Below are 14,406 nucleotides of genomic sequence, written 5' to 3'. Positions count from 1 at the left end.
CTGTTAACGATTTGCGACTTTCATTCTTAATGCCTGTTTCTCTGTTTCGCTGAGGAATGCGGTTTCCAGACCATTTATCTGTGCCAGTCGGATTTGCTCCGGTGACAAACCAGCGGCAGGGGCAGCAACATGGTACTCATGGCGAATTTCAATTCCTTCAACAGCCGGATCATCAGTATTGATGGATGCCAGAATGCCATGTTCAAGGAATTTTTTCAGTGGGTGAGCGGATAAAGCACTGACAGTACTGGTTTGCAGGTTTGATGTCAGGCAGGATTCAATACCAATACGGTGCTCTGCTAAATAATCCATTAGTGCCGGATCGGTAATGGCTTTAACACCATGACCAATTCGGGTTGCTCCCAATTCACGAATCGCGTGCCAGATGCTTTCTGCACCTGCTGCTTCTCCGGCGTGTACGCTGATATTCCAGCCTGCATCACGGGCCTGAATAAAATGTTGTTCAAATAAATGCCCGGGGAAACCCAGCTCATCACCCGCTAAATCCATTGCAGTAATATGTTGCTTATGAGCGAGCAGACCGGCTAACTCCTCAGAACAAGCTTTTTCTCCGAACGTTCTGCTCAGAATACCAATCAGATGGATTTGGATATCGTGCTGCTTGCTGGCGGAATGAATCCCATCGATGACGGCTTCCACGACCCCCTCAACAGGAAGCTGGTGTTTCATTGCCATATAATAAGGAGAGAAACGTAGCTCAGCATAATCCAGTCCGGCATTAACGGCATCTTCTACGTTTTCTACAGCAACGCGGCGGCAGGCATCCAAATCAGCCAGTACAGCAACGCCCCAGTCAAGTTTTTGTAGGAAACTGACGAGATCTGGCTCACTTTCAATGAGCTGAACATGAGGACGCAGAGCTTCCAGCTCATAGGCAGGAAGAATGATATTGTGTTGACGACCAAGATCCAGAATCGTTTCGGGACGAATGTTACCGTCAAGGTGGCGGTGTAAATCGGTCAGCGGAAGCTGTGTATCAATCATTTTTTATCCTTTTTGTTTATAAAGTTATCATAAAAAGTATACAAAAAAGCCAGTCAATGCATTGACTGGCAATGAAAGTACTATCTATCGGTTTTTTTACGATGTTTTCGCTGTTTAGGCTTCTCCAGCCTCAGCATGTACTTTCTTATAGAGAACCTTGATAGGGTTTTGTGTTACTCAGCCGCAGGAAGACTAGCTTCATCATCATGCTGATTTTGCTCATCGGCATCATCATAGGAGTCGATGAGGTTATGATCAAGCAGGAATTGATGCAGGTTGAACTCTTCACCGTTAAATTTGACTTTGTCATCGGCATAGTTGAGATTCATGTCAATGGAGTCATCAGTATGGGTAAATAAATTAAGTGCCGTAGCCTGTGCTTCAATCATTTGCATAACACTTTTTCCGGTAGCATCGGCTGATTCTCTGTCTTCACCTCTGACCATCGCAGACAGAGCGATAGATTCTGTCAGCATTGGTTTTGATAGCTTAATGTCAAGTGAGAAGTTTTTGATCAGACTACGAATGATTTCTTCTTGATTACTATTCTGTAGTTTACTGAAATCGTCAGGAAGGTTATTCAGGGTTGTTGTGAAGTTAGCTGTACTTTCGCCTTTGCTATTTTTGAAGCTAAGAGTTTCGAGGGTGAATGTTGGATTATGTTGCAATAATGCTGGCAGGTTTTCCATCAGCGCAGCGTCTGTAATCTGAGAATATTTTTCTATATCAAAAGAATTAATTGTTTTGAAGAGAGCATCATAAGTTGCCCGGTCTACCTTACTGTAAGCTTGGTTATCAATATGGTACATGGCTAACACAAATTTGGCTGAACCAAAATCCAGGTTTTTAACTTTGATGCCATCAATGGTAAGAGAAGATTTTCCATCCAGATTGTTCTTTTCACCTTCAGTAAAGGTAGAAAAAGATTTGATACCGTTAATGGACATCATATCTTCACCAAATCCACTCAGGCTCACTTCGTCTATGTTTGATGAAGTGTCACCGAGATAGACACCAAATTGGTTTTTTTTGCTATTAAATGAAAAACTTAAATTTTTCATTTTAAATTCGGTGTTTTGCTGAGCAGGCTGAACAAATTTTATTTCATCGCTTTTCCCTGTGGATGTAATTTCACTGAAATCCTTATTAGTATCTACAGTTATATCTGCTCCTGAAATGACCCAATGGAGGCCTTTTTCAGTGGTGTAATCAACAGGAATAATATTGATACCAAAAGATAAATTACCATCATATGCGACACGGGTATCTACATTAAGTAAGGATTTATTTTTGGTGATTTCGAACAGTTCTTTCAGTAATTCACCGTCTTTTAGTTCGGAATGGATTGATGCTAATTTAGGGCTAAATTTAAATTTAGCAATATCGGAAAGAGGGAAGGGTCCATGCTCAATATTGGATGCGATAACAATACCTTCTTTCTTATCAAGTTTGCTAGTAAGAGCAAGTTGGACATCCGTGCTAAAGATGCCGCGTTTCACATCTTTTTTCTGCAACTCTAATCCAAGGTCTGGCATCTTTTCGGCCAGTTTTGTATTTGCTTTTTGGAGTGCTTCATCCATACGCGCTTCAACCTGCTTCCCTGTGTACCAGGACGCGCCTGTCCATGCTGCACCTAAAGCAACAATAACACCTACAGCTACTAGCGATTTTTTCATGTGGGAATTCCATCCTTTTTTGCGCATACGGCATTATTGCCATATGCGATATGTCTTTGTGTAAAAAATAGTTGTTAATTGTATAGATTAACTAGAGAACTTTTAATCACTTTTCAATAAAAGTGTGATTAGCTACTGATGGGTCATTTTGTAACTATATGAATCACAATTATTTATTAGATACTAAGGCAAGTTTTCCATTACCATAAATAGTTACATTTTTCTCTGCCGCGGCTAAGAAGATGGATTCACCAGCATATAGTTTCAGTTCCTGCTCAGCAGACTTGACTGTAATCTGACCGCAAGAACAAAAGAGAACCGATGCGGAATCATTTTCCAGCGTTATCGGCTGCCCTGAAACAGCATAAATAGAAAAATGAAAATCGTTGACTGGAACAGAATAATTCAGAGCTTCTTTTTCTTGTGTTGGGATAGTTAACAAGGTGGCAGCGGGTTTAGAGGTAAACTCCAGATTTGCCATCAATTCAGGAACATCGATATGTTTGCTGGTTAAGCCGGCGCGAAGGACATTATCTGAATTTGCCATAACTTCTAATGCAACACCTTCAAGATAAGCATGTGGAGTACGGGCATAGAGAAACATAGCCTGACCCGGTTGTAATTCCACAATATTGAGCAGGAGAGGAGTAAACAGACCATTATCGTCGGGATAAAATTCTGTCATTTTTTTAATCGTCTCCCATGGCTCTCCCTGACGGCTATTCAATGCCGATTTCAATACCGCAATCGCTAAACTTTTCTGTTTACCCTGCATATTTAGCAGCTGAGCAAAAAGGAACGATAAACCTTGCTCGGTAGGGTGTTGAATAAATGGCTGAATATCGGGATGTGCGTTCGAGACATAACTCAGCAGCTCAGTTATTTCTGATAAAGGCCGGAAAGCATTCATCGCTCTGAATGGAGTCAGCGCATACACTAATTCAGGCTTATGATTATCATCTTTATAATTACGCTGGGATGAATTCAGAGGAATACCCGCAGCATTTTCTCTGGCAAAACCTTTTTCTGCCGATAATTTATCCGGATGCACCTGAATAGAAAGTGGCTGAGCTGCGCACAAGACTTTAAATAAAAAGGGTAGCCGACCGAACTGCGTGGTGACTTTTTTACCCAGATATTTTTCTGGATCTTGAGCGATAAGCTGATTCAGGGCAATAGGCTGGCCCGTTTCAGGATCAGCTACCTGAGAACTGCATTTGGGATGTGCGCCCATCCATAGCTCTGCCATAGGCTGATTATCCGGATTCGCGATACCATAAATATCGGTCAGTGCGGTTGTACTTCCCCAATCATAATGTTGGATTTGGTTGGTCATTTTCAGCATGGCGGGTTTCCTGTAATAAAAAAACTTATTTATACAACAACTTTATATGACAACAATACAATAAACACGATTAGGTCGCATTATCGATAATAAATTTATGGCATTATAAAGAGATGCCGATTAATTTATCTGCACTGTTGGGTGAGTTAAAAACAGTTGGATCCGGCGTATTCAATTATTCTGTGTGCTAAGGAGATAGTAATGGCAGCCACTCGCATTGAAAAAGACTCAATGGGACCTATCGAAGTACCTGCTGACCAATTATGGGGAGCGCAAACTCAGCGCTCACTGGAGCATTTCCGCATTTCTCAGGAAAAAATGCCTGTTGCATTGATTCATGCTCTTGCGTTAACCAAGCAGGCCGCGGCCAGTGTTAATATGGATCTGGGCCTTTTACCTAAGGAACGCGGTGATGCAATTATCGCTGCGGCGAAAGAGGTGTTGGAAGGTAAACACCCGACAGAATTCCCTCTCGCTATCTGGCAGACGGGTTCTGGCACTCAAAGTAACATGAACATGAACGAAGTGCTGGCGAACCGTGGTAGTGAGATCCTTGGTGGTCAAAGAGGTAATGAACGCCTGATCCACCCTAATGATGATGTTAATAAGAGCCAAAGCTCTAATGACGTCTTCCCGACAGCAATGCACGTTGCGGCAGTTATCGCATTACGTGAACACTTGTTGCCTGAGTTGAAAGTTCTGCAAAAAACGCTGGCAGATAAAGCCGAAGCATTTAGAGATATCGTAAAAATTGGCCGTACTCACCTACAGGATGCAACACCACTGACTTTAGGTCAGGAAATTTCAGGTTGGGCAGCAATGCTGGCTCATAACCTGAAACACATCGAAAACAGCATCCCTCATGTTTGTGAACTGGCGCTGGGCGGAACAGCGGTTGGTACAGGTCTGAATACTCACCCTGAATATGCCGTTCGTGTTGCGAAAAAAATCGCTGAATTATCCGGTCAGCCTTTTATCACTTCACCAAACAAATTTGAAGCATTAGGTACTTGTGATGCACTGGTTCATTCCCATGGTGCACTGAAAGGTCTGGCTTCATCATTGATGAAAATTGCCAACGATGTTCGCTGGTTGGCTTCCGGCCCTCGCTGCGGTATCGGTGAAATTTCTATTCCTGAAAATGAGCCGGGCAGCTCCATTATGCCGGGCAAAGTAAATCCGACTCAGTGTGAAGCTATGACTATGCTGTGCGCTCAGGTTATGGGTAACGATGTGGCTGTCAATATTGGTGGTGCGTCCGGTAACTTTGAACTGAACGTATTCCGTCCAATGGTGATTCATAACTTCTTGCAGTCTGTCCGTCTGTTGGCTGATGGTATGCGTAGCTTCAATGAGCATTGTGCTATTGGAATTGAGCCTAATCGTGATCGCATTACTCAATTACTGAATGAATCGCTGATGCTGGTAACTGCTCTGAATACCCATATTGGCTATGACAAGGCAGCAGAAATTGCTAAAAAAGCACATAAAGAAGGTCTGACTCTGAAACAATCAGCAATGCAGTTGGGTTACCTGACTGAAGCTGAATTTGACGCTTGGGTTCGTCCGGAAGATATGGTTGGTAGTATGAAGTAACTCTTGCCTATTAATGGCTGATGTGGAACCGGAGGTATTTCCTCCGGTTTTTTGCTTATATTTCCCGATAAAGATGTAAACGGGGGATTACTAGCTCAAGCGGTTTAGCTTTGGGTTTGTGGCGGTATTTGATTGTATTGGCGTTATAATTTGGCAGTGAACCTACTTTGGGGGTTACGTTACTATCTTTTGTATAAAAAGCGATGATGGGGAGAGGGCAGGCATATTGAACCTGCTTTTGTATTTCTGAGTACCAGACGCGTGCGATAGGCTGTACTTTTACTGGTCGTTTAATTTTCAAAACAACATCATCAGGCAACTTCTTAATATCGGTGATTTCCAATGCGACCAACGCGGTCCACTGATCGCTGGAGTAGGGGGGGACTGCACGACCGGAATTATAACTCTTTTCCAGCCTTTCCAGAATTTGTTGCTTTGTCACTTTATTAATGATGTTTTTATTGGCCCAACCAAAGTTGATAGTATCCGGATCTACAAGTGGGGTAATCGTTCGATAGGCATTTAAGGTAATTAAACCGCGTAAATGATCATGAACGAATTCAAACCGCTGTTCTTTGCTGACACCTGACTCCTTAGTTACTATATTTTCCAGTTCTGTTTTTAACTCGTTGACATCATTAATAATACTCATAGCCGCTTTATATTGTTGCTGGCTGACAGAAAAACATAATGCTCCTGGTAATCGGCTTGCGGCTTTGCTGCTGATATTGGGATGATTATGATGTATGAATAACTTCTGATAAAACCGTAAACCTAAGTTAAGGGCACCTTCACCTTGTAGAGGAGTGACTTCAATTTCAGTAATCTGATCATGTTCATCGCCTTTTTCAATTTGTGGTAATTGGAATACCCGGGCATCAATAAGGGGATATTTCATCAACAGTTCAGCTAATTCAGCTAATTTTTTTTCCTGTTTTTTAAAGCAAGAAGTAAGTGACTCTATTGAAAGGTATTTATTCATATTCGAACGCTCACACTCGTATTCTAGTGGATCTCCTCAATTTTAGTTACAACATACTTATTAAAACACAAAAAATCCAGTGTAACCTTCGAAAACAGAAGAAAATAAAGTCAAATAGGGAAGTTCATGGCAAATTATCTTTTAAATTGGTTATTGCCAATTATTTCTACATTATGATAAAAGCTAAAAATAGATGCTTGCTATCAGTGTCAGTGCGATTACTTCTCTCTTGGGAGAGTTTTTTGAAATCGGTTGGATAAAACGCTTTTCATTTCTCAAAACGTATGAGAAAAATTTTTATTTTTTATGGGCGTTATTCTGGGGTGGTTTGATATGAATAAACTAATTAAGCCAGTGAATTCTTTTAATAAAATTATTGATGCATTATTACCTTCTTCTGAAGAAATTTTATCCGATTTACCAACGCAAGGTTCATTAATTAAAATTGAGAATGAATTTGCCAAGTTTTTTTTACTAGTGCAGGGATATGTGAACATACGCAGAGTAGAAGATAATTTAATTATTTCGACTGTTTTTTCTCCTTATATCTTAGGGTTATCTTTTTATTCTGGATCAGAAACCTATTATTCTATCGAGCTTGGCCCTGATTGTAAGATATATCAATTGCCTCGTGTTAGTGCATTGAATGCAATAAAAAAACACGACCTTTACAGAGAGTGGATGAGAGTGATTTCATATAAAATGGCTTTCCTATATGCCAGAGATATGAGTATATTCCGTCACGGCGCTAAAGATATAGTATGTAGTCTATTATCCCGTCTTATCACGTTACCTGATGAATTCAGAGAAAATATCTCAGCTATTAAATATATAGAGCAGCGATGTACACTTTCGCGCAGTTGTATTCAGCGCATATTAGCTTCTTTGAAAAAAAGTAAAAATATTGAGATTATTGATGGTTATTTAGTAAAGGTGATTTTTTTGCCAACAGAATCATATTATTAATAATCATATCTGCCTTTTTTAAGTCAATTTTTTATTGATTGTACTTAACAATAATCGTTTTTATAATATATGATTATCTATATTTCTCTGGATTTTGAGAGGGTTCTGCCTCTCAAAATCCATTGGATATGTTTTGTTATGCTGCTAGTTTATTGAGCTTCATTCCTATATAAAAAGCTATTATTGTTAATAGTGAAATAAAAATAGCAACACCGTTCCATTGATAGTAAAACCAAAATATTCCACCTAATGTTCCTGATATACTCGAACCCGCATAATAACAGAACAGATAAAGTGATGAGGCCTGTGCTTTGGCTCGTTTAGTTCTTGCGCCTATCCATCCACTGGCTACGGTATGAGCGGCAAAGAAGCCCATTGTCAAAATTGTCATACCAAGGAACAAAGCCCAGAGAGAGGAAAAAACCATGATTAAATTACCAATCAGCATCATACTGATCGCAATGAGTAAAACCTTTCCTCGTCCATGCTTACTCAGTAATGAACCAGCTTTTGTTGCACTGTAAACACCTGTCAGATAAACAATGGATAATAATCCGACTACTGTCTGGCTCAAATGATAGGGAACATCTAATAACCGATAGCCAATATAGTTAAACATTGTAATAAAGCTTCCCATCAATAAGAAAGCTTCGGCGAATAAAAGGGGCAATCCTTGATCGCGGAAATGTAATTTCAGATTAATAAATAATGTCTTAGGCTTCAGAGAACTGGATTTAAAATGTTGGGAGGAAGGAAGCATCACCCAAAATACGATAGCGGCAATAAGTGAAAATGAACCTAATAAAATGACAGCGAGATGCCAGGAATAATAATCTGTCATTACACCGGTTACTAATCGCCCACTCATTCCACCAAATGAATTTCCACTGATATACAGTCCAATCGATAAGGCTGCGCAACTCGGATGAATTTCTTCACTTAGATAAGTCATTGCAACGGCCGCTACGCCGCTTAAAGACAAACCTACCAAAGCCCGGATAATTAAAAAACCATACCAACTGGTAGTCATGCTACTTAAAAGTGTAAGTAAGGAAGCGAAAATCAGAGAGATAACTATCACATTTTTACGACCAATTGCATCAGACAGAGGGCCAGTGATCAATAATCCCAGTGATAACATGCCAGTAGATAATGAGAGAGCTAAGCTGCTATTAGCCGGTGAAACTGAAAACTCTTTCGATAAGATAGGTAATATAGGTTGGATAAAGTAAAGCAGGGCAAAAGTTGCCAACCCGACCGCAAAAAATGACAAAGTAACACGTAGGTAGGCAGGGTCGCTGCTCTGTATGTAGCCACTATGTTCCCTATAACGAACTTCTTTTTCAGTATCTCGTGTAACATCAGCATTTACTGAATTTCTACTGATATCAGAGATTGTACCCATTCTACTTCCTTAAAATCCCTTCATTCAGGATTTATACTAAGAGGCTAAAAAAACGTTAATGTTTTGTTTCATAAAAAGGTTCCGGGATAAGGGTAGGAAGTTGTCAATATTTTGTCTAATATATTAATAATAATAAATGATATTTTAAACATATCAATTGACGGAAGATGATGAATATTAATATTGAATTAAGGCACTTACGTTATTTTATTGCGGTTGCAGAAGAATTGCATTTTGGGCGAGCAGCAGAACGACTGAACATTTCACAGCCTCCATTAAGCCAGCAGATCCAGTCTCTTGAAGCAAATATTAAAGCTAAATTGCTGGCACGTAATAATCGTACTGTTACCCTTACACCAGCGGGTCATATGTTCCTCAAAGAGGCCTATCAGATATTATCTCAAGTTGATGCTGCGGCAACTAAAGCAGCCAGAATGCAGCAGGGTGAATTAGGCGAAATATCAATCGGTTTCACATCCACCACACCTTTTATGCATAAAGTGGCGCTTAGTTTACGTCAGTTTCGGGAGCGTTACCCTGATGTATCGGTTCATATGCATCAGATGAACACCAAAACTCAGATTGCTCCATTGCAGACTGGTCGGATTGATATCGGGATCATGCGTAATACGTTATTACCTGATAATTTGCAGCACCGGCTATTGTTTCGTGAACGTTTTATGCTCGCTGTGTACGATGGCCATCCTTTACTAGAGCGTGTAAACGAAGGGATCACAATAAAAATGCTATCTGAATACCCTTTGGTGTTTTTTGAACGAGATGTGGGAACGGCTTTATATGATGAAATTATTGCATTGTTTATCAGTGCCGGAGTATCTCCGATGATTTCACAAGAAGCGGGTGAAGCGATGACTATACTTGGCCTTGTTGCCGCTGGTTTGGGAATTAGTATTGTTACGGAATCATTTATACGGATGAAAATCGATGGGGTGCAATATATTCCGTTAGCTCATACGTCGGTTCACTCTGAAGTGTGGCTGGTTAACCATAAAAAACGGCAGAACAATCCGGCAGTAGAGAGGTTAACTGATCTATTGCTCTCAAATATCTACAGTTGACAGAGAGTGGTTAAACAAACGTAACAATCACGAGAAATTCGTGTGAAAGATCACATTTTTGTTCTAAACGGATATCTTCAAATTTAAACAACGACATAATCATTACTAATTATTTAGAGGTGTAAATTAAATAGCGGGAGGCTCAGTGAGTATAGACGTACAACCAAGCCATGTTGACCAAATCAAACAGATTAATCTTGGTTTGGTTTACGGTTTAATAGATCAATATGGGCCTATTTCACGTATTGCACTTTCTAAAAAATCTCAGTTAGCACCTGCCAGTATTACAAAAATTACCCGAGAACTGTTCGATGCTCACTTAGTGAAAGAAGTTGAATTTCCTGATCTAGGGTTTCGTGGGCGTCCGGCAATCGGGTTAAAAACCGACAGTAAAGGATGGCAATTCTTATGTATACGGATTGATAAAGATAGCATTGTATTTGGGCTTAGAGATTTGGGAAATAACCTTATTATTGAAGAAGAGCTATCCTTATCTGCTTCTGAAAACCAGTCTTTTTTGAATTGTCTTGCTGAGCTGATCGACAATTTTTTTTCCCGGCATCAATCCCACCTTGAACGTTTAACGGCTATCAGTGTGACCACAAACGGGATTGTTGACCCGATTAATGGAATTATTCATAACTCACCGCATTACAGTATCCAGAATCTTCCTCTCAACACATTTTTATACCGACGTATCGGCGTGCCGGTTTTTTTGCAGCATGGTATTACCGCATGGACAATAGCTGAATCTTTATATGGTGCAGGGAAGGGATGCCAGAACATTATTCAGATTGTTATTGATGATAACGTTGGTGTTGGCATTATGATCGCCGGGAAAATGCTTCATGCAGGAAATCAGAGTGTTGTTGAAATTGGGCATACTCAGGTCGAACCTGATGGCGAGCGTTGCTATTGTGGCAATACGGGCTGTCTGGAAACCGTTGTCGGCATTAAAAATATTTTGCTGAAAGCACGAGAACTAGCCAGCCAATACCCCGATTCATTAATATCTCCGGCAACGCCTCTGACAGTGGAATTGCTTTGTCTGGCAGCTAATCAGGGTGATCCTCTGGCAACAGAGATTATCCGGGGTGTAGGGGAAAGAATAGGGCACATCATGGCGATTATGGTCAATATCTTCAATCCCGATAAGATATTGATTGGTTCACCGCTGAATGAGGCGAAACATATTCTTTATCCTGTCATTCAACAGAAAATAACGCAGCTTTCACTTCCCGGATACAGCCAAAGAGTCAATATAACAGCGACCGCATTTGCTAATTCAGGAACCTTACCAGCCGCATCATTGATCAAGCAATCCTTGTACAGTGGTCATTTACTGCTCGAAATTATGCAGGGATAGCACACATCAGGCAAAACATTGAGCTAACGCAATCCCTATCTCAAACACTTCACCTAAACTTCAACTCAGTTCTCTAGTTACAGCAAAGAGTAACCAGTCTAATCGGTTATTACGGAAATAAATTTATGTTAACGCGCTTATTTGTTACAGGCACGGATACCAACATCGGTAAAACGGTTGTTACCCGCGCATTACTGCAATTGTTTAATCATGAAAAGGAAATTGCTGTAGGGTATGAACCTATAACAGGGGAAGGAACTTCGGTTGATTTTGCTCAAATGACTGACTGTCTTAATAAGCTGAGTCATAAGGCAGATCGTGTGATTGTTGACGGAAATGGTGGCTGGCGAGCGTTATTACAAGATAATTCTTTCTATTCTGACTGGGTTGTGAAAGAAAAACTACCCGTAATTTTGGTTGTCGGTATTCAAGCCGGGTGTGTTAATCATGCCATTTTGACTGCACAATCCATTATCAGTGATGGTGTGCCATTGCTTGGTTGGATAGCTAATCGCATCAATCCTGGTTTAGCACATTACGCTGAAGTACTGGAAAGGTTACGTTGTCACATACCAGCCCCTCAACTGGGTGAAATTCCTTATCTATTAAGGCCAGAAGAGCGGGAATTACCCCATTATCTGGATAGCACCGTTATATCGACGTTTGATCATCTGTGAATACAAGAAGGGAGTGAGCACAGCAGCACTCCCTTCTTGTGATGTCATTACTTGTGGCGATAGATTAGTGAGTAGATTGGCTTTCGTCATTAGTGTGAAGAAGTCGGGTATAAATAATTTTCTGTTTGCCACGGTTACAGCTTCCAACGACTTTCTCATCACTGTTAACCACTTGATCATTATCGATAACTTCAAGCTTAAAGTTTGCTTGTTTAACGCCGTTGTTAATAATTTTCTGCGCTATTTGCTCTTTTAGAACATCACATGTTACAACTTTATTTGTCACTACATTGGATTGCGGATTTTGATCTTGTGATGCCTGAGTTACAAAAGATGTAGCTGCAGTCATTAAAATAGCCCCGGCTAGTAAGAATTTTTTCACCTTATCTCCTTGTTTTATTGGTATGAGTATAGCCTATTCAGGATTAATAGGGCGACCTGTATTCACATCCAGACAGCGCTTTGTTTTTGGTTCCCAATAAGCATTCAGGTTGAAGTTTTTCAAACAAGCATCCTCATTGTCAACGTCATTCTCATATTCTTCAAATCTCTTTTCTTTGCGTTTATTAATTTTATTACGTAAATCACGTTGTGCGTTCCACTCTTCTCTATCCTGTCTGGCTGTCTCTCTGGTTATAGAATTCTCACCACCGCCATTAATAATGACGCAGTTATCTGATGTGCAAGGATTAGATCTGGATAGTGCAGGAGTTTGCCAAAATAGTAGTAAAAGAAGGGCAATGGCAGGGAAGTACTTAGATATTAAGGGATTATGAACATTCATGCTTTAACCTCTCTCACAAAGTATTCATTGAATGATACCCGAAATAATTGAAACCTCTTTTAAAGAGCCGCCTTATTATTTCGGGTATAAAATAACACCTATACCATTACCCATTGATCAACAGATTAAATTTTTAAGCTCTATGTATAGTCAGGCCTGCAAATGTCTGGCAAACAGGCATCATTTCTAATGTATTAATATTGACGCGACCTGGCAGGTTAGCAACCCAGAATACAGCTTCTGCAATATCATCCGCAGTCAGTGCATCTGCGCCTTCATAGGTTTTATTCACTTTTTCACCATCACCTTTAAAGCGAACCTGAGAAAACTCCGTTCCTCCGACCAAACCCGGTTCAATATCTGTAACCCGAACTTTCTTCCCTTGTAAATCAGCACGAAGACCCAGGCTGAACTGTTTTACAAATGCTTTGGTAGCACCGTAAACGTTACCGCCGGCATATGGCCAGCTTGCTGCAACTGAACCAATATTAATAATATGACCATGATTCATTTTTACCATGTTAGGTAATAAGGCGCGGGTCATATTCACTAAGCCTTTTGTATTGGTATCAATCATCGTTTCCCAATCATCAAGGTTAGCCTGATGAGCGGGCTCCAGCCCTAATGCCAGACCTGCATTATTCACGAGAATATCGATATTACGTAAGTTATCAGGCAAATCCTGCATCACTTTCTCTATTGCAGCACGATCTTTCACATCCAGTTGTATAGGATAAAATTTTTCACCTAATTCTTCCCTTAATTTATCCAGACGTTCTTTACGACGCCCGGTAGCAATAACGATGGAACCATGTTCAATAAATTTTCGTGCAATTGCTTCACCAAAACCAGCTGTTGCTCCAGTCACAAAAACAATCATAGTCGTCCCCTTTTACCGATTATTAACTAATTTTCCTATTTAACTATTAATTAGAGAAAGTTATTTATCTTTAGTCAAGAAAGAATTTAATAAGTTCTTTAGTTGTGATGACCAAAGGAAGGGTGTTCAGATCCCATTGATTAATGTAACCATATGATATTGATTTGATTTACTGATTTTTCATCTTCATAAAACAATGGGAGTCATTTCGATAATTAACCATAATGAGTTATTTTATGGGTTGCAGAAAATCATGGGAATACAATATTAATTCCCTGCCACTTGCAGCAGGGACGCTGGCCCTTAATTTTAATGGCTTGAACTATTTAATGAATAGCCCAAATCTCTGTAGCTGATTGATTTGGTTAAAAACTCACCATAATATTTATTTTCTTCTACAGTATCATTTGCAGAATATTTGCCATATATTGTAGATAAATCAATGGTTACTTGGTTAATTTCTTCCCAGAGTTTATCGTAAATATTCGGATTGTCGGAAGATTTAATCTGATTTAATAATGAAACCAATTTTTCTGCTTCTTTCTGGGTCATGCTCCCAATGATTAGATCTTGTGATAAACTCCCTACTTTTTATTCTGGGTGAGATATGGCTAAAGTGGATGTGATTTGTCGTTACTGTCATAA

14 protein-coding genes are annotated in these 14,406 nt (G+C 40.0%); 5 read left to right on the top strand and 9 right to left on the bottom strand.

Annotated features, from left to right (window positions below; all coding sequences use genetic code 11):
* Positions 1-3 precede the first annotated feature (3 nt).
* The 3 genes from add to manA form a co-directional block, all read right to left on the bottom strand.
* Positions 4-1,005, bottom strand: coding sequence for an adenosine deaminase (add, locus tag AACS92_RS13355; protein ID WP_099111455.1), 1,002 nt, complete (start codon positions 1,003-1,005; stop codon positions 4-6).
* A 173-nt stretch (positions 1,006-1,178) separates the two neighbouring features.
* A complete protein-coding gene (locus AACS92_RS13350) occupies positions 1,179-2,708 on the bottom strand; it encodes a YdgA family protein (protein WP_099111454.1) in 1,530 nt (509 codons plus the stop codon).
* 142 nt (positions 2,709-2,850) lie between these two features.
* Positions 2,851-4,026, bottom strand: coding sequence for a mannose-6-phosphate isomerase (gene manA, locus AACS92_RS13345; RefSeq protein WP_099111453.1), 1,176 nt, complete (start codon positions 4,024-4,026; stop codon positions 2,851-2,853).
* Between the two features lie 201 nt (positions 4,027-4,227).
* Between manA and fumC the strand changes: the two genes are divergently transcribed.
* A complete protein-coding gene (fumC, locus tag AACS92_RS13340; RefSeq protein ID WP_099111452.1) occupies positions 4,228-5,622 on the top strand; it encodes a class II fumarate hydratase in 1,395 nt (464 codons plus the stop codon).
* Between the two features lie 55 nt (positions 5,623-5,677).
* On the opposite strand, the gene tus is transcribed toward fumC, so the two are convergent.
* The gene (tus, locus tag AACS92_RS13335; RefSeq protein ID WP_099111451.1) at positions 5,678-6,604 is read right to left on the bottom strand and encodes a DNA replication terminus site-binding protein; all 927 of its coding nucleotides are present in this window, start codon (positions 6,602-6,604) and stop codon (positions 5,678-5,680) included.
* A gap of 333 nt (positions 6,605-6,937) precedes the next feature.
* Here tus and AACS92_RS13330 point away from each other — a divergent pair, with 333 nt between their 5' ends.
* The gene (locus AACS92_RS13330; RefSeq protein ID WP_099111482.1) at positions 6,938-7,570 is read left to right on the top strand and encodes a helix-turn-helix domain-containing protein; all 633 of its coding nucleotides are present in this window, start codon (positions 6,938-6,940) and stop codon (positions 7,568-7,570) included.
* 136 nt (positions 7,571-7,706) lie between these two features.
* Here the strand turns inward: AACS92_RS13330 and AACS92_RS13325 are convergent, their stop codons facing one another.
* The gene (locus AACS92_RS13325) at positions 7,707-8,975 is read right to left on the bottom strand and encodes an MFS transporter (protein WP_099111450.1); all 1,269 of its coding nucleotides are present in this window, start codon (positions 8,973-8,975) and stop codon (positions 7,707-7,709) included.
* Between the two features lie 176 nt (positions 8,976-9,151).
* Between AACS92_RS13325 and AACS92_RS13320 the strand changes: the two genes are divergently transcribed.
* From AACS92_RS13320 to bioD, 3 genes are all read left to right on the top strand, one after another.
* Positions 9,152-10,054 carry a LysR family transcriptional regulator gene (locus tag AACS92_RS13320; protein WP_099111481.1) on the top strand — a complete coding sequence of 301 codons (903 nt, stop codon included), beginning with the start codon at positions 9,152-9,154 and terminating at the stop codon, positions 10,052-10,054.
* A 145-nt stretch (positions 10,055-10,199) separates the two neighbouring features.
* On the top strand, positions 10,200-11,420 hold the full coding sequence (mlc, locus tag AACS92_RS13315; RefSeq protein ID WP_099111449.1) for a sugar metabolism global transcriptional regulator Mlc: 1,221 nt from the start codon (positions 10,200-10,202) through the stop codon (positions 11,418-11,420).
* Positions 11,421-11,545: 125 nt separating this feature from the next.
* The gene (gene bioD, locus AACS92_RS13310; RefSeq protein WP_099111448.1) at positions 11,546-12,097 is read left to right on the top strand and encodes an ATP-dependent dethiobiotin synthetase BioD; all 552 of its coding nucleotides are present in this window, start codon (positions 11,546-11,548) and stop codon (positions 12,095-12,097) included.
* Positions 12,098-12,161: 64 nt separating this feature from the next.
* Here bioD and AACS92_RS13305 read toward each other — a convergent pair whose 3' ends face one another.
* The 4 genes from AACS92_RS13305 to AACS92_RS13290 all read right to left on the bottom strand — a co-directional run bounded on the left by AACS92_RS13305 (position 12,162) and on the right by AACS92_RS13290 (position 14,313).
* Positions 12,162-12,479: a DUF1161 domain-containing protein gene (locus AACS92_RS13305; RefSeq protein ID WP_099111447.1), complete on the bottom strand. Its 318-nt coding sequence runs from the start codon at positions 12,477-12,479 to the stop codon at positions 12,162-12,164.
* Positions 12,480-12,512: 33 nt separating this feature from the next.
* Positions 12,513-12,881 (bottom strand): DUF1283 family protein, encoded by a 369-nt coding sequence (locus AACS92_RS13300; RefSeq protein ID WP_099111446.1) that lies wholly within the window; start codon positions 12,879-12,881, stop codon positions 12,513-12,515.
* A 133-nt stretch (positions 12,882-13,014) separates the two neighbouring features.
* On the bottom strand, positions 13,015-13,761 hold the full coding sequence (ydfG, locus tag AACS92_RS13295) for a bifunctional NADP-dependent 3-hydroxy acid dehydrogenase/3-hydroxypropionate dehydrogenase YdfG (RefSeq protein ID WP_099111445.1): 747 nt from the start codon (positions 13,759-13,761) through the stop codon (positions 13,015-13,017).
* 309 nt (positions 13,762-14,070) lie between these two features.
* Complete coding sequence (locus AACS92_RS13290) at positions 14,071-14,313, bottom strand: hypothetical protein (RefSeq protein ID WP_099111444.1); 243 nt, start codon at positions 14,311-14,313, stop codon at positions 14,071-14,073.
* Positions 14,314-14,406: the final 93 nt, after the last annotated feature.

This window comes from Xenorhabdus sp. KJ12.1 (assembly GCF_963876495.1).
GTDB classification, from domain to species: Bacteria; Pseudomonadota; Gammaproteobacteria; order Enterobacterales; family Enterobacteriaceae; genus Xenorhabdus; species Xenorhabdus stockiae.
This window is presented reverse-complemented; position numbering and strand designations above follow the sequence as displayed.